Origin of the sequence: Bacillus cereus group sp. RP43 (genome assembly GCF_040459645.1) — a bacterium.
GTDB lineage: Bacteria > Bacillota > Bacilli > Bacillales > Bacillaceae_G > Bacillus_A > Bacillus_A mycoides_C.
Map to the genome: position 1 here is coordinate 46,387 of NZ_JARVHQ010000002.1, position 16,754 is coordinate 63,140.

Consider the following 16,754-nt stretch of genomic DNA (forward strand, 5'->3'; position numbering starts at 1 on the left):
ATGTTATTAGTCCAAACACTTGATGAATGAAATTCTTCTAATTTTGGACAAACTGGTTTTGTAAATCAATCTGTCCCCTTTTCATCATATGCATATCTCCAATATTAGAGGGAACGAAGATACATGACAATTGATTAAAATATTATACTAGATCATGAACTATGAAATAAATGTTTAGATAAACCAAAATAGCAGGAGAAAAGTCCCTTTAAATGTTTGAAGTGCACGCCAATTGTGAGACACAGTCTAACAATTGGAGGTGCACTTTTTTTGACTAAATTTTCTTCAAATGACAAAATACAAGCAGTCAAACGATATGAAATTTCAGGTGAAAAAGCTTTTGAAAAACGCTATACATCCTACTCTTTCGAGTTTAAACTAGATGTACTTCATTCTATGAATGAGCAAGGAACATCTATCAGGGAAACGGCGGCACTTTTCAATATTCCTTCTTGCGAAACACTTCGAAAATGGAAAGTAGCTTATGAAACAGGAGGATTGAATGCCCTAAAATAAAAGAAAAAGGGGCGTCCATCCATGGAAAAGAAAAAAACAAGTACAACTAAAGGACAAAATCTAGTAGAAGGTTCAATAGAGGCACTACAAGCGGAAAATGAACGTTTACGCATGGAAAATGCATATTTAAAAAAGTTGAATGCCATAGTTCAAAACAAGAGGAAATCACAAAACAAAACAAAACAAAGCACAAGTAGTCTACGAGTTAAGGCATGACTTTCCTGTAAAGGAACTACTTCAACTAGCAGATATTCCACGTAGCACGTACTACTATTGGGTAAAATAATTTAATCGTCCGGATAAAAACGCCGGAGCTCAAAGAGCTCATTCAAGCTATTTACGAGGAACATGAGGGTCTTTATGGTTATCGTCGTATTCGCGGTGAGCTGATAAACCGAGGGCATAAAGTAAATCATAAAAAAGTATATCGTTTGATGAACGAATTAGGTTTAAAATGCCTCGTTCGTATGAAAAAATATCGTTCTTATAAAGGCACAGAATGAAGAAAGTAATTTCTTAATACAAAAGATTTACAGAGCATAGTAAAGAAATAAGGAAGTCCTCACATTTTTTTCGTAAGCTAATTTAGGTTATTGTGACATAAACATGATGACTTCTCCGATAGGTAAGGCATTTTAAAATATCTAATAGGGATTCAAAGGGACAACTCCTAATTAACTTTGAGGAATTGTCCCTTGGGTTATTGAGTTCACTTAGGATTGTTTAAATGAAATATATATTGATAATAAACCATTCAAAGTTAAGAAGGTAACCATGATTCTAATAAGTAGTGCAATATCAGCAGCAAATATCTTTATTGAATACCATGGAGATCCTGTACTATAAATTAGTAATGGAATGATAGTAATAGATATAACTAAAAATATAATTCCGGAGATACGCCATAAGCTTCTATTACGAATCTTTCCTGATTTGACCTTTACTAATTGATAAATAAACTTTATAAAAAGTAAGCATAATATTCCTATCATAGTCAGTTGTATAATAGGGGGGGATTTAGGTACATTAACAGGCTCTTTCCCAGTTAAAATATTGATAATCCCTTGCTTCAGGTGTATAAGTGGCTCTTCCTCTAAAATATGATTTTTATTAGTAAGAATCACACCTCCCCAACCCGTTTCTGGTATAAAGAATACTTCTGCATGTGAATCAGAAGTTGATCCTGAATGCCATATTATTTCTTCTTTAGAATTTGGACTTGAGATTCTTACACCAAGACCATAATATCGATTTTCACCAGTTTGAACATAAGGCGATAAATAAAGATTCATAGTATTTTCACTTAAAAAATTGTTACTCTTGCGCTGACTAAGTAATTTAATATACTGGAACATATCTGTCGTACTTGCAGTTATGTATCCATATGGTGCGCCTCCATTATCATATGTTACTGAACTTTTTCGAGGAATCCCTAACCAAGACTGATATCCGGCTAAATATCCTTTTTCATATGCGGCATCATTTTCAGCTGCGGCACTCCTCATACCTAATGGCAGAAACACTTTTTGTTTCATATATTCAGAATACGGTTGATTGGAAACCTCTTCCATTAGAGCACCAAGAATCAAGTAATTGGCATTACTATATTGATGCTTTTCTCCTGGTATGGCAGTCAGCTTAACTTTCGATAAACTTTCTACATTTTTCTTTATAGCACCCAAATCTTTAGATTCTCTATCTGATATAGATAAGCCAGAATAAGTACTTATCCCGCTTGTTTGCGTAAGTAAATGTTTAATTGTTATTTGGGATGCTGCTTTTTTATCTTTAAGCGTAAACCACGGAATATACTTTTGGACAGGATCATCTAAATGAACGGTACCTTCTTCAATTAATCTCATTATGGCTAAGCCTGTTAATGATTTACTTATCGATCCTATTGTAAAGGGAGTTTCAGCGGTTACTTTTTCTTCAGATTCTCCCGTTACACCCCATGACTTAGAATAAAAAATATCATTCTTATGAACAATAGCAATAGAAGCTCCTGGAATCCGATGTTCTTCTAAAAAATTTTCGACATAGCTGTCTATGGTACTTTTAATATCTTGTTCGGCGAATACATGCGAGGTTGGTAAAAACAAAATAAACACATTAAATAATAAGCACACAATTGTAGCTTTTATCATTTTCATTTTATTTCACCTGTTTAAATTTATTTTTCGTATATAAAACATTACAAATATGGAGACTAACAAGGAAGTAGAAAAGCTAATGAACATTAGTAAGAAGTTCCACCATGAATTATCTGATATCTGATAAAAGATATTATAATCGAACGAACTGTTAGTATTTAGTGGATTAAAGGACTCTGTTAAAAACATTGATAGTATTAGTTGCAAACCGTGATAAGTAACAATTGAAGTAAATAACCCTATTAGAAATAAAATTCCCGTTCCATCTTTGGATTTCCGGATGTTTTTTATTTCAGAATGAAGGTCTATTCCAATAATCTCAAAAAAAACTTTGAAAATTGTTTTTTTGATGGTCGATTGGATATTTGTTTCAAATCTTCTCCTTTCGAACTATTTTGAAGTAAGGATTTTATATCCTTTTGTAATTCTAACCACGCTCTGATTATTTTTTGAAGATACATTTTTAAAATTTATTTCATAATAAACTCTAACCTTGCCGTTTTTCGTCATTTCACGATAAGTATTAACGCACTCTTGGTCTTTGAGATTAATTAGAATAGGATAAATGTTGCTCATTCCTTTCAATTTTAAATTGTGTTCTTCTAATTCCTTAATAATTTCATAACCATCGCTTTTTTCCTTTGACAAAATAGATAATACAAACATTTCTAAATGACTTTTAATTAAACTTGTTCTATCTATAGGTTAAATTTAACAAAAGTATATATTTATTTCAAGTATATACTTTGAATAAAAGTAAAATAGAATAAGTACCAAATTCTAACAAAAGAGTTAAAAACTCATCCATTACATATTTAATAGAGGTAAAGAATGGTGTATACAAGCCAAAAGTTATGCATAATTGGAAAATTACTGGTGTAGATACACATTCTTCAGAGCATAAGGCTGTAGTGAATCTTATAAATAAAGAAATTTTAGAAATTCCAAAAACAGAAGATGGAAAATATACAAATATAGCATCTATAAATACTAAAGATTCAATTACAAAAGAAGAGATTGTAGCACTCTCTCAAAAAGCTAATATTAATCTGAATCAGTTTAATCATGTAAAAACAAAAGGTGAATTTTACAAAAAACTTAATAAGATTATTAAAAAAAATAAGAAAAATGGTTTTGGTGCAAAAAATCTATCAACCTTAGACATACTGCTACTCTACAAAGGTGTGTGATCGGTATGGAAACAAGTTGGGTTCTGGTGCAAAAACTTCAGGACAATTGCAATGAATCTATAAATCTTGGACATACTGTTACTATTACTTTAGAAAGTGTGCGTGATTGGTATGGAAAAGGAAAATGTATTCAAATGGAAGCATTATCAGCCTGATATTATTTTGTTAACGGTAAGATGGTACCTACGGTACAACCTCAGTTTTCGTGATTTGGTGGAAATGCTAGAAGAACGGGGTTTATCCATTTCTCATACAACGATTATGCGTTGGGTTCATCAGTATGGTTCTGAATTGGATAAACGAATCCGTCGTCACCCCAAACAAACAAATGATTCTTGGAGAATCGATGAAACCTATATGAAAGTAAAAGGTCAATGGATGTATCTGTATCGTGCTGTTGATTCGAAAGGAAACACAATTGATTTTTTCCTAAACAAAACAAGAGACCAGAAGGCAGCAAAGCGCTTTTTCAAGAAAGCTTTGCGGTCTTTTCATGTTTCAAAGCCACGTGTTATAACAGTCGATAAGAACCCGGCTTATCCTATAGCAATTGAACAGTTAAAAAAAGAAAAAAGCATACCTGATGGTATGCAACTTAGACAACAAAAGTACTTGAATAACATAGTAGAACAAGATCAGCGCTTTATAAAGAAGCGAATCCGTTCCATGCTAGGGTTCAAATGTTTTGACACAGCTACATCCATTCTTTCTGGAGTAGAAGCCATGCATATGATTAAAAAAGAACAGCTTAATTTACGGGACCAGTCTGTCCAAAATCAGAAAGAATTCATCCATCAATTGTTTGGACTTTCAGCATAAGATACGATTTCGTTAGGAATATATGCGCTTTATTCTCTTTTGTTTTATTTTTGCACCAGAACCCAAATAACCTTGCTGTATATGATTATTTTGAGCAAGGCTATTTGTCATTGGATTTTTTTAAAAATTTAGCTGTTCTCTTCTAAAAAGTTAAAGAAAATAAACTTACGATTATTATTTGCACCCAAAAGCGAGCTTGTCCTTTGGGTATTACGTTTTCTACGTTCTTGATTCTGTTTAGATTTTTGATTAAACATCTTTATGAAATGCGCAGGATTGCTGATTTCAGCTTTATTAAATTGAAACCATTGCATGCATTCTTCTATATCCCATCTTGTGTAGCGATCGATATCAGGTGGCAGTCTTAAAGCAATAATATATGCATCATTTTCGGAAAGATATGTTAGTTCTTGACTCAAAATGTAATAATATGCTTTTTTCTGATCATCACTTAAGTAATCGTTTAAGTCATTTAATCTGTTATTATCTTCTTTTGATTCAATACTTGAATTTGGTTTGACTTGCTTTTCTATGCTGAAAAGGTCTATAGAAGATGAAGATTTTATAATTTTCTTGATATCTTTATGATTAGATACAACACGCTTCTTACTGTACTTGTTTTTTAAAAAGTTAATAAAAGTAGAGCAGACATCAATTGTTAAAGCCCATTTTACCTTAAAGTATTCAATAATCTTCAAATAATTATTATGTATGGTTAAAATGTAAATGGAAGGGGCAATCCTACCATGACGTCTTACTTTAATTTGCTGGCATATATCAAAATCTTGCAGCCAATTTAACACATAGTTAATAAGGGGCTTTGAAATACCCGATTTTTTGCTGATATAATCTTGCTTTACCTGAGAATACCCTTCTTGTACTAAATATGATAAAACTGTTTCTAAAGCTTCATACTTACGTTTGGTGAGGTAATCCTTTGTAGTGACACCTTTATATTCTAGGACTATACTATCAATATAAGTAATAACTTTCTTAATTGATTCATTAATAGCTCCAGTTTTTTTAGATAAGTGTTTGATATGGGGACTTAGTTCCACTTTTGCTCGACTGAGCAAAAAGTTGTGTAATAACACAGAAAAACCCTCCTAAATTCCCACCACAAATAAAAAGGAAAACGGAGGTTTTATATTCACATTGTATGTACCTTATGATATAATTTTTACATCAAGTATGGCATTAAAGAAAAATACATACATGTATAATGTGAATTAAAAACCCTATCCAGAAGAGTTTTTAATTAGTTCGAAGTTTGCCGACCTAGACTAATTAAAAACCGTGAGGTGGGGTTTTATTTTTTTATATAAATTTAATATTGGTATCATTAATTGAAGCAACTTTGTTATAAGTAATTTATCATGTCTCTGTTAACTATTTTACACATATTTTTTGGTATTTCAACTGAATTTAGGTTAGAAATCCGGAAAGGGAATGCGTTTAATTAATTGATAATTCAGAAAAATATATATAAATATAGAAAAGTATATATTGGAACGAAAGTTTCACTAGTATCTGGTAGAATGTATTTACAGAATATTCTACATATATAGGTTTTCCTATATATTAGCATTTCAAGAGGATGTGAGAATATACCATGATTTTAGAAAAAATCCATAAAGATCTAAATAATAGGGGTATTACTAATAGACAACTTGCAGCAATGTTTGATACCAGTCATTCTAAAATAAATGAGTCATTTACTAGGAAACGAGAGTTTGATTTTTACATTTACACTGAAATATTGAATATGCTATATCCACATGATTACGATTTTAGGAAAACAGAAGTACTGAAATATTGCGAAGAAGCAAAGCGTAAGGTGAATTTGAGAGTTGCCTTTGAATATTTAGATATGTGTGGAGAATTAGATGTACTACAGTATTTAGTTGATAAGGAGAAAGAATCTAATAACATACTGAATCGTAAATTTGCAAATGCTTATGAACTACTTCATTTAAGAAATGCTGGAAAGATAAATCCGCAAGATTTTTTGAAAATAGTAAAAAAGAAAATGGAACAAAAAAAGAGTACAGATGATATAAGCAAAATTCCAATGGATTTTTCACTAATCTATGCTTTTTTTGATTATCGAAATTACGATTTGGTAAGTGAATATACAAATGATTTGTTATCACAAATAAAAAAATTAAAAAATCCATTTTTACGTTCTTCTTATGAATTACGAACTATGGAATTGCTGGCTACAAGTTTTCATAGGAATAATGAGCTAGAAAAGGCAAGAGAATTATGTAATGAAATGATCGCTAGGCAAGGAAGAGTGGCTTTATTACCAAAAGCAACAGCATATTGTATCATGGGTGAGACATATATACTAAGCGATTATGAATTATCTAAGTATTACCTAGATAAAGGATTGCAACTAATGATATCACCAAACAACAAAAAGATGTTCAAGAAAAAACAAATGATACAAACAACTCTAGATTTTCTAAACATACATTTTGAAAAGAATCTAGATAATATAGAACCAAAAAACCCCGCAGAACTTGCATACTTGTATGTCAACAGGGGGCTGAATCAACAAGCAGTTAATCTTATTGAAGAAATCAAAAGGAAAAATGGTTTCTTGACACCTTTACAAGTTTTTATTCAGGCTCTTGCAAGAGATGACATGAATTTAATGAGAGAAGCATTATTGGCGTTTGAGAGAAATAATGACTTGTTCTATGCAGAACTTCCTAAAAATGTACTAAAATTGAAGTAGGGGTGGTGCAAGTGAAGAATTGGATAAAGGAAACTTATTTGTTAATTACAATAACAGCATTAGTAATGCTTCCGATGCAAGAGAGTATTGCTAAAATTATTCAATATATGATGGTAGATCCTGGTGGAGGTGCTGGGTGATAGGCTTGTTAAAAGATGACACTACAAAAAGTTGTAGTGTCATTTGTTATTTAAGGGGTGGAACATTTGTTGGTAATTTGTAATGTTTCGTTCCATTGATGCGCAAAAATAGGAATTTATAAAAGAAAATTCATTTTACAGGAGAGTGCCTATTTAATGAAAAAGAAAAATATATGTAAACGAGTTGATTATGATTTCTTTGTATCAGTGTTATCACAAGCAAGTAATTATGTTGAACTACATAGTAAATTACAAACTTATATACAACAAAATAAAAATTTAAAGTCTAGTTTAAGAAAGAGAGCAAATTAAAAGAAAAGAAGTTATTTCTTTGTTTTTTTAACTTTATATCCAAGGAATTCTATGTATTCTAGTAATCCTTTTTCTATTTCTTGACGTTCATCTTCGGAAACTGAATTCAGGTCTTCATATAACTCTTTTGCTAATCTATTTATTTCATTTTTATTAGAATCATGGTCATTTCCAATTAAATAGTCAACTGATACACCAAAAAAACGTGAGATTTTTACTAGCATTTCATAATTTGGCTCAGCTCCTGAATTTTCCCAGTTGGAAATTGTTGTTTGAGCAATCCCTAATACTTTTCCCAAAGCGGTAGCACTTATGTTTTTTTTGCTTCTTAATTCTTTTAATCTTTGTCCAAACATGGTTTTTAGCTCCTCGTAACTGTATTTATGTTAATTTCCTATATAAATAACACATATAATGTTGACTTTCGGCTTGAGGACGAATAGACTGCAAATAAGGGGGTGAGATATTTGACAGTTCTAAGGGAAATTCGTGAGTCAAAGGGTTATACAATTAAAGAAGTTTCAAGAGGTTCCAAAATTCCCATAAGTACTTTATACGATGTAGAATCAGGGAGAAAAGGTTTGATTTTTAACAGAGCAAAAAGTATTTCAGATTTTTTTGAAGAACCAATTGAGAACCTTTTTTTTGCAACTTATTATCGAGCAAAGTTTAAATAAACAATTTTCACAAAAAATAATTATACATTTATATTGTAAATGAACTATGTAGAAAAGGTACAATTTTATTGTTATTATTTCAAATTTTTCAATCTGAAATTTCAACCTGATCATATTGCATGAATAACCAGATGAAGAATATTTGTATCAGATGGATGCTTAGTTAACGAAAAAACTTTTTTGAAATTTAAGAGGTTAGTTAAATTATTAAGCATAGTGAAGGGCAAAAGAAGCAGATACGACATCAACCGGAACAACCACAAAAACAAGAAATACCACAACCACAGGTAACGGACCAAACGAGAGTAATCGAAAAATCTGTTATTCCACAACTAGAGAAACCACAACGAATTGTTACTAAACCATAACAAGAACAAACACCTAAAAAGTAGAAGATAACCGTCTAACAACAGGCGATAAAGCTGAAAATCCATACATCAAATAGAAGTAAATTGAAAAGCAGTTGTGTATATGAGTGTAGAAACGGAAGTAAGCACATACCAAGATAGAGGAGAAGAATTATCAAACTTTCTTCAATATTTAACAGAATGTAAGAATATAAGAACGATTCACCTTGTATTTCATCAATATGATTTGTACCCGATCCCTCATATGGAGCAATTTTTAAAAGAGAGCGCAACGTACGACATTCATAATTCAATTGTAGTTGAATCTCAATCCACATTACAGTACATATACGGAAAAGAGGCCGCACAACGCATCATAAGCTCGTATAACACAACAATTCTAGCATGATATTAAGCACTCAACCACTACTTCTCCCTATATAGATGGCTAGAAAACTATACAAGAGAGGAGCGTTTTTCTCCTTTCTTTATCAAAAATAGGAGGAAATCGTATGGGAAAGGAAAAAAGACTCACATTTTATGATATTGCAGCATCACAAGCTCATAGTATCAAAACCTTTGATGGGAAAACATATGAACTGAAAGGTGCCATTGCAATTGAAAATGGAACAAGAAGTATCAAAAAGGTGGCTCAAATTTATTATCAAGTTCGCTCAGTCAGGGATGAACATCAAAATATAATTGCAAAACGAAAACATAAACAAGCTGAATTAGTAGCTGTAAAACAAAAGTGTAAATAAAAAAAGCGATTTTGAAGTGTGCTGAGAAAATGGCGCAAAGTAACTTGCTCTTTGACAAAGTAAGATCTATTTAGCGTGCCTCCCTTGAAACGGTCACTAGAGGGGTTAGGTATACGATGATCGTTGGATGAGTGAGATCGTAAAACTTATCTGTGACTATTGGGAAATGTAATGTATCAAAGATCTGTATGTGCCAGTAATCGTGAGGAATATCCCATTTTGACATTCTAAAGAAGCGGTGAACAACACCAATAGTAGATACATAAGGTTCTACGTTCACACCAAAATACGTAGTGCGGTATTGGGCTAAAGAGACTAAGTCGGGGTTAGTCTCTTTATGCATGCCAATACAGGGTTCGTCATTCCAGCCATAAATGACATTTTTGTTTTCGATCTTACTTTCCTTTAAATATTTTGAAATAAAGACAGATGATGAAGTATAAATATGTCTCACCACACTTGAAAATCGCTTATAAAAATATAGTAATAGCAAAGGGAGGGATATGTATGAGTCGTAAAGGGTGGATCATTTCAGCTGTTGTTGGCCTATTAATTGCAATTGGTATTGGTTCAACATTTGTCTTTAGCTCTGGAAAAGGGGAAGTAATGGAACTTAGTCCGTTAGAAATGAAGAAGTTCATGAGTGAGGATGGCACAGGTTTTGTTATGCTAAATTCCACCAAGAAAAAAAGAGAGGATTGGCTTCATGCTGTAAAAAAAGTAGCACAACAAGAAAAAGTCCAGGTACAAGAATTAGATGAAGAGGGTAAAGATATACCGGGTTCAAGTAACCCGTATGATTGGGGATTATCTCAAAAAAGAGATTCACTAGCATATTATGAAAAAGGAAAATTAAAAAAAGATATTAAAATCCCACAAATTAAACCATCAGAACTTGAAAGTGAACTTAGTTTTTTTGTTAAAAATTGCAAAGAGCAATATCAGAAGTAATCACATAACCATTGAAAGGTGGTGATACAGTGGCGATTACACAGAAGGAATTAAAAAAAGAAAAAGATATGGTAGCAAACCTATTAAGAGCCAATGGTCAGGATTATAACCATTGGCTTCATTTACATCATCAGAAATACATTGAAGAAAATCAAGATCTAGTAATGAAAGCTTTACAAGCTTATAAAGCAACATCAACAGAAGTAAAAGAAGACAGCAAGCCAAATGAGTCAAGTCAGCTTAGTAACGTGTAAGCATCTAAAAATGAAAAGGGAGTGAATGTATATGTCTATGTTGGAAACAGTAGCTCAAATGTTAGTGTTAGGTGATGCGATGGATGGTCTAATTAATACGGGTAATTCATTTATTACTTGGATGCAAAGAGGAGCAATGGTTAGTACAGCGATTGTATTTTGCTGGGGCGCTTATCTCTTAATTTGGGGCGGTGAACGAGGAAGACATAAATGTATTTGGTGGTTTCTTGGTGGGGCAGCCGGACTTGTTATCGTAATGGGATGCCAATACTTAGCAGAGAGTGTAAATAGTAATGTTAAATTTGGTCAAATCGTATTTCCATTTCTTTGGATGAAATAGTGAATAAATATGAATAGGGCAATGAGGAAGCTATGCAAAGGGTATGGCTTTTTTTGTTGCCTTTTTTCATGGAATTTAAAGTAAATGTGAGGAAGGAGAAGCCATGTTTGTCATTTTTAATAGTAGTAATGGAACAGAAATTGAGTCGGGTAAGCAATATTCGTTTCATGAAGCTTACATCTTAACCAAACGATTAGAACGTGTTTATAGAGAAGCAGGACACCAAGAACATATTGATTTTGATTTGTTAGATGGTCATTCTAATGAAATTTATAACGGTACGCTATCACTTGGTTCGAGATATGCAGAGCATATTTTTGATCACATTTCTAAAAAAATGAATGTGATGCAATTAGATCCAGAACAAGAGGAACAAAAAAAGGAGCTGTTAGAAACGTTAGAAAGGGAAATCAATGATTCTCCTTTTCATGAAGAATATGAATATCAAGAAGAATTATCAGAAAGAAATGAGGAATCCTCCTATAGTCCATCGGATGAAGTGAAAACACAAGTAAAGCCTGAAAAGGAAAATAGAAAAGGATTCAAAATTATTGCGAGTGTTATAGGAAGTGTGGTGTTAATTGGAGCTGGTGCCATATTTGCCTTTAAGTTATTCTCTTCCGAACCAGTTTCGAGTGCAAATGCTGGTTCGGAACAATATGTGGTAAAAGGATTACAACAGGCAGCCATTCAACAGTATGGAGAAGCCGTTAAATACTTTGATAAGGTCAATTACACAGAACTAGATAAAGATAGTCAAAAGGCAGTTTTATTTACTTATTTATTAAATGGAAAGGCAAATAAGGCATTACAGTATGAGCCGAAATTTGCAGAAAGTGTGGTTGCTTATTTTATCGGGATAGACAACATGAATAAAATCAATGAAATAGATGTCAAAAATGATGTGATCGACTTTGAAAAGGCAGCGCTTGATAAAAAATATGAAGAGGTAATCAAGCTCAAAGGGAAAGTCAATATGGATGGTAGGCGTGAAAAACTCATTGTTGAAGCCTTTGTAAATCTAAAAAAATATGAAGATTGTTATTCTTTTGCCAAAACGCAAGGAAACAAAACCTTGATGAAAGAGGTCAAAGAATTAGAAAAACGGGATATTCAACAATCTACGATAAGCGAAGAGGAAAAGAAAACCAAGATTGAAAAGATTGATAAAGATCTAAAGGACATCTAAGGGGGAAAAAATAACATGCCATTAAATTATGAGAATCTGTATAAAAAAATGGGAATTGTTTTTCTTGGTGGTTCATTGATATTGGGAACTACAGGGTGCAGTTGGTTTGGAAGTAAGGAATCTTCAAAAAATAAGTCAGCTATTACAAAAAAAGTAGATAAAAATAAGCCGGAGGAAAAGAAAGAAAATCTGAACAAACAAGATTTTGAAGCAATTACAGAAAACGCAATTCAAAGTAAAGATAATGAAGTTGCTTATGTACTCGAAGAATTGGATAAATCAAAAATTAATTTTAAAGAAAAATCTATTGTAAGTAATCTTCAAAATGGGGATGAAACCACTTCTCGTGTTCTAGTACTCTTTGATAAAGAAACAACAGATAAATCAATTCAAGATACAGCAAAGGATAATGTGATTGCAGCTATTACAGATAATAAGCCACAAGTCACCGTGAATGGAGATCATTTTGCATTTGGCGATCAAAATATTGATTCTTCAGTAGCGAGTATAGGAGATATTCTTCCACCAGAGAAGAAACCAGATGCAATTGTGAACCCACCAATTACACCGGAGGGTGAGAATGGTAATACGGAAAATATAGGGATAGAAAAACCAAAACCACCAATAGAGCCGGAGAAACCAACAAATCCAGAGAAACCGACAGAACCAGAGAAACCAACAGAACCAGAGAAACCAACAAATCCAGAGAAACCAACAAATCCAGAGAAACCGACAGAACCGGAAAAACCAACAGACCCAGAAAAACCAACAGAACCAGAGAAACCAACAGAACCAGAGAAACCAACAGATCCAGAAAAACCAACAGAACCAGAGAAACCAACAGATCCAGAAAAACCAACAGAACCAGAGAAACCAACAGATCCAGAAAAGCCAACAGATCCAGAAAAGCCAACAGATCCAGAAAAGCCAACAGATCCAGAGAAACCAACAGATCCAGAGAAACCAACAGATCCAGAGAAACCAACAGAACCAGAGAAACCAACAGATCCAGAAAAGCCAACAGATCCAGAGAAACCAACAGATCCAGAAAAGCCAACAGATCCAGAAAAGCCAACAGATCCAGAGAAACCAACAGATCCAGAAAAGCCAACAGATCCAGAAAAGCCAACAGATCCAGAGAAACCAACAGATCCAGAAAAGCCAACAGATCTAGAGAAACCAACAGATCCAGAAAAGCCAACAGATCCAGAGAAACCAACAGAACCAGAGAAACCAACAGATCCAGAAAAACCAACAGAACCAGAGAAACCAACAGATCCAGAAAAGCCAACAGATCCAGAAAAACCAACAGATCCAGAGAAACCAACAGAACCAGAGAAACCAACAGAACCGGAAAAACCAACAGAACCAGAGAAACCGACAGATCCAGGTAAACCAACAGAACCGGAAAAACCTACAGAACCAGAAAAGCCAACAAATCCAGAGAAACCAACAGAATTAAATAAACAAGAATCAAAATCAGATATAACGGTTTAAAGGGGGATTTACTTACCCATGTATAAAGATGAAATATCAATTAAATATAAGTTAGCTGAAAAAAAAGTACTCATTCCATTGAGTACTTTTTTGTTTGTTGGAATGTTTTTAGTCGCTAATTTTTTACTCAATTTGACTTTAGAGTTAATAAGAACAACATTTAGTGATTTATTACATCCAAAACCATTTCATATGGATATAGGATTTCTTTTTCGAATGCCGATTGCAGAGCATCCGATTTATTACATGCTTGTTTTCCTTGTAGTAATTGGAACCATAGTAAGAACAGTGTACAAATTGAAATCTTCCTTTAAAAACTTAAATAATCATCAGAAAGGATCTAGTCGTTTTACAACAGTTGAAGAGCTGAAAAAGCAATATCGAGCCGTACCAGATCGAGAGAAATCATTTAAAGGTGGCGGTGGTGTTGTTATCTCTCGACTAGGTGACAAAGTATTCATTGATGATAGTCCTGTAAACAATTTAATCATTGGTACAACTCGCTCTGGTAAAGGGGAAACATTTGTTTTTCCAACGATAGATGTTTATTCCAGAGCGGAGCATCAGCCTTCTTTAATTATTAATACACCAAAAGGGGAACTATTTACGGCATCGAAAGATACCCTGGAAGAAAGAGGGTATCACTTTGAAGTTTTGAACTTGTTAAACCCGCTTGATTCTATGAGTTATAACTTATTGCAGCTTGTAAAAGATGCTTATAAAGATGGAGATTATTCAACAGCTCAAGCACTATGTAAAACACTTTCTCACACTTTGTATTACAACCCAACTGTCAAAGATCCTTTTTGGCAACAGTGCGCTATGAGCTTGTGCAATGCCATGATATTAGCTGTTACGGATAAATGTATTGCAGAAGGAACAGAAGAAAAAATCACAATGTATGCAGTAGCAAATATGTTATCAGAACTTGGTTCAAAAGAGGTAATCGTAGATCCGGAAGCAGATCCACAAAATGCATTAGATTTATACTTTGAAGGTTTGCCAGCAGATAGTGTTGCGAAAATGCAATATGCAACCTCAAACTTCTCGAAAGGAACGACACGAGGCGGAATCTTCACCCAAACAATGAACGGACTCTCAATCTTTACGTTCGATGAAATTGCAAAAATGACAGCAAAAAACAGTGTAGACTTAAAGCGTGTAGGTTTTGGGAAAACCATTAAAGGAAAAGCAATACCTAGAAAACGAGTGGAAATTATATTCCCGGATGGTTCAAAAGAATCTGTAAAAACAGATGTTATAGGACGTTTTGTATTGGATTTCAAACAAAAAATAAAAGTGAAGGACACAATACAAATTATTGAAAAAGGGAGTGATAAAGAAATAATAGTTTCTATTACGAAAATAGATGATAAGACAGGGGATACAGAGTTTCAATTGTTAAAGAAACATGAAGATATACAGGTAACAAAGATTGACTTCTTTGATAAACCAATTGCTATCTTTATGATTACACCAGACTATGATTCTTCGAATCATGTCATTGCTTCTATTTTTGTAAGACAGCTCTATTTCATATTAGCGAAGGGGGCATCGCTTGCTCGAGGGGGAGAATGCCACCGTGAAGTAGTATTTTTACTTGATGAATTTGGCAACATGCCGAGTATTGAAGGAATGGCGAATATTATTACGGTTTGTCTCGGTAGAAATATACGCTTTAACCTTGTTGTTCAAGCGTATGCACAAATAAAAAATAAATATGGAGATGATGCAGATACCATTGATGGAAACTGTGGGAATACCATCTACATTCTAACAAACGATCAAGAAACAGCCGAAAAAGTGTCCAAAAAGCTTGGGAATCAGACAATTAACCTACCTTCCCGAAGTGGAAAAGGTCTTTCTACTGATAAAAATAAAACGGAAGGTCTAGATCAACGACCGTTGTTAATATCAAATGAACTGATGAGTTTTAAAGAAGGAGAAAGTGCTGTTATTCGTGTTATAAAACGTCAAGATAATGAGCGGAAACGAATTAGACCACGACCAATTTATAATACAGAAGAAACAGCCTTAAAATACAGATGGGAGTACTTGGGAGTAGAGTTCGATACAGATAAATCTATTTTAGATATAGATATTGATTCCCTACATGATGATGTAGATCCGAAAAAACTCATTGTAGATTTTTTAGGAGAGAGAAAGGCAGAACAAACCAAGAAAGAAGCACCAGAGCCAGAACAGGAAACTTCTTCACCAGTAGAGCCACCGCAGCCAACAGAAGAACATAAAATGATGGGGATTGATGAAGACATTCCAGAAGAGGCGTTTCAGCAAGAAGATAATCCATTTGATTCACTCACTATTGAAAATTGGAAATCGAAAACGGTTATTGAATTTTTTGAAACTGATTTAGCGGTTTTGAAACTGGTTGATAAGTTCTTTTTAGCACAGTTAGGGAAAGCCATAGATGAGGTTGAAAATCAAAAAATGGGCGAGTTTTACAATGAATTTCAAATGTTGGCTCACAATGACCATATCGACAAAGGTGTTTATCAAGCAGTTGAAAATAAGATGAATCGAATTTTACGTGATTTAGAAGAAAAAGAGCACGTAACAAGTTAGAAAAGCACTCAATTATTTGAGTGCTTTTTTGAATCCAAACATAAAGGAGGAAGAGAGAATGAGTGTACCGATAATAACGGATAAAATGCAATTGATTTTAGATAGTTACTCGCCATTCGTAACAGAAGAAAATGAGGTCATTCTTGGGCTAGAAGATGCGGTTCTTTTCCTTTCAGTAGATCGGGAACAAAAAGGGAAACTGATTATTCGTATTGACAGACTGAATGAAAGGGTGAATTGGACAGCAAAGGAAGTATTAGGGCAGTAATAAACAAGAGA

Annotated in this window: 15 protein-coding genes and 4 pseudogenes; 15 read left to right on the forward strand and 4 right to left on the reverse strand. The window is 33.3% G+C overall.

Going from position 1 to position 16,754, the window contains the following annotated elements; genetic code table 11:
* Positions 1 to 270 precede the first annotated feature (270 nt).
* A pseudogene (locus QCI75_RS26935) lies at positions 271 to 1,013 on the forward strand (IS3 family transposase); the annotation flags it as partial.
* Positions 1,014 to 1,229: 216 nt separating this feature from the next.
* On the opposite strand, the gene QCI75_RS26940 reads toward QCI75_RS26935, so the two are convergent.
* Together QCI75_RS26940 and QCI75_RS26945 are read right to left on the reverse strand one after the other, a co-directional pair.
* A complete protein-coding gene (locus QCI75_RS26940; RefSeq protein ID WP_353761617.1) occupies positions 1,230 to 2,669 on the reverse strand; it encodes a serine hydrolase domain-containing protein in 1,440 nt (479 codons plus the stop codon).
* Positions 2,670 to 3,037: 368 nt separating this feature from the next.
* A pseudogene (locus tag QCI75_RS26945) lies at positions 3,038 to 3,371 on the reverse strand (PadR family transcriptional regulator); the annotation flags it as partial.
* A gap of 89 nt (positions 3,372 to 3,460) precedes the next feature.
* Between QCI75_RS26945 and QCI75_RS26950 the strand changes: the two are divergent.
* Both QCI75_RS26950 and QCI75_RS26955 read left to right on the forward strand, forming a co-directional pair.
* Positions 3,461 to 3,859, forward strand: a pseudogene (locus QCI75_RS26950) (bifunctional metallophosphatase/5'-nucleotidase); the annotation flags it as partial.
* A 111-nt stretch (positions 3,860 to 3,970) separates the two neighbouring features.
* A complete protein-coding gene (locus QCI75_RS26955; protein ID WP_353761618.1) occupies positions 3,971 to 4,678 on the forward strand; it encodes an IS6 family transposase in 708 nt (235 codons plus the stop codon).
* 128 nt (positions 4,679 to 4,806) lie between these two features.
* Here the strand turns inward: QCI75_RS26955 and QCI75_RS26960 are convergent, their stop codons facing one another.
* A complete protein-coding gene (locus QCI75_RS26960; RefSeq protein ID WP_353761620.1) occupies positions 4,807 to 5,772 on the reverse strand; it encodes a Replicase RepFR55 in 966 nt (321 codons plus the stop codon).
* A 518-nt stretch (positions 5,773 to 6,290) separates the two neighbouring features.
* On the opposite strand from QCI75_RS26960, the gene QCI75_RS26965 reads away from it, so the two are divergent.
* Positions 6,291 to 7,421, forward strand: coding sequence for an AimR family lysis-lysogeny pheromone receptor (locus QCI75_RS26965; RefSeq protein WP_002204189.1), 1,131 nt, complete (start codon positions 6,291 to 6,293; stop codon positions 7,419 to 7,421).
* Positions 7,422 to 7,432: 11 nt separating this feature from the next.
* A complete protein-coding gene (locus QCI75_RS26970; protein WP_002204190.1) occupies positions 7,433 to 7,561 on the forward strand; it encodes a hypothetical protein in 129 nt (42 codons plus the stop codon).
* Positions 7,562 to 7,884: 323 nt separating this feature from the next.
* On the opposite strand, the gene QCI75_RS26975 is transcribed toward QCI75_RS26970, so the two are convergent.
* Positions 7,885 to 8,229 carry a helix-turn-helix domain-containing protein gene (locus tag QCI75_RS26975; RefSeq protein ID WP_002204192.1) on the reverse strand — a complete coding sequence of 115 codons (345 nt, stop codon included), beginning with the start codon at positions 8,227 to 8,229 and terminating at the stop codon, positions 7,885 to 7,887.
* 111 nt (positions 8,230 to 8,340) lie between these two features.
* Between QCI75_RS26975 and QCI75_RS26980 the strand changes: the two genes are divergently transcribed.
* From QCI75_RS26980 to QCI75_RS27030, 10 genes and pseudogenes are all read left to right on the forward strand, one after another.
* Positions 8,341 to 8,550, forward strand: coding sequence for a helix-turn-helix domain-containing protein (locus QCI75_RS26980; RefSeq protein ID WP_002204193.1), 210 nt, complete (start codon positions 8,341 to 8,343; stop codon positions 8,548 to 8,550).
* 456 nt (positions 8,551 to 9,006) lie between these two features.
* Positions 9,007 to 9,306, forward strand: a pseudogene (locus tag QCI75_RS26990) (TraM recognition domain-containing protein); the annotation flags it as partial.
* A 103-nt stretch (positions 9,307 to 9,409) separates the two neighbouring features.
* Entirely contained in the window at positions 9,410 to 9,658 is a 249-nt protein-coding gene (locus QCI75_RS26995; protein WP_353761621.1) for a hypothetical protein, read from the forward strand.
* Positions 9,659 to 10,165: 507 nt separating this feature from the next.
* Positions 10,166 to 10,609 (forward strand): hypothetical protein, encoded by a 444-nt coding sequence (locus tag QCI75_RS27000; RefSeq protein WP_016103743.1) that lies wholly within the window; start codon positions 10,166 to 10,168, stop codon positions 10,607 to 10,609.
* Between the two features lie 29 nt (positions 10,610 to 10,638).
* Positions 10,639 to 10,863 carry a hypothetical protein gene (locus QCI75_RS27005; protein WP_353761622.1) on the forward strand — a complete coding sequence of 75 codons (225 nt, stop codon included), beginning with the start codon at positions 10,639 to 10,641 and terminating at the stop codon, positions 10,861 to 10,863.
* A gap of 31 nt (positions 10,864 to 10,894) precedes the next feature.
* Positions 10,895 to 11,203: a hypothetical protein gene (locus tag QCI75_RS27010; RefSeq protein ID WP_353761624.1), complete on the forward strand. Its 309-nt coding sequence runs from the start codon at positions 10,895 to 10,897 to the stop codon at positions 11,201 to 11,203.
* 103 nt (positions 11,204 to 11,306) lie between these two features.
* Entirely contained in the window at positions 11,307 to 12,392 is a 1,086-nt protein-coding gene (locus QCI75_RS27015; RefSeq protein WP_353761625.1) for a hypothetical protein, read from the forward strand.
* 15 nt (positions 12,393 to 12,407) lie between these two features.
* Positions 12,408 to 13,889, forward strand: coding sequence for a hypothetical protein (locus QCI75_RS27020; protein ID WP_353761626.1), 1,482 nt, complete (start codon positions 12,408 to 12,410; stop codon positions 13,887 to 13,889).
* Between the two features lie 18 nt (positions 13,890 to 13,907).
* Entirely contained in the window at positions 13,908 to 16,475 is a 2,568-nt protein-coding gene (locus tag QCI75_RS27025; protein ID WP_353761627.1) for a VirD4-like conjugal transfer protein, CD1115 family, read from the forward strand.
* A 58-nt stretch (positions 16,476 to 16,533) separates the two neighbouring features.
* A complete protein-coding gene (locus QCI75_RS27030; protein ID WP_002166624.1) occupies positions 16,534 to 16,743 on the forward strand; it encodes a hypothetical protein in 210 nt (69 codons plus the stop codon).
* The last annotated feature ends 11 nt before the right edge of the window (positions 16,744 to 16,754 follow it).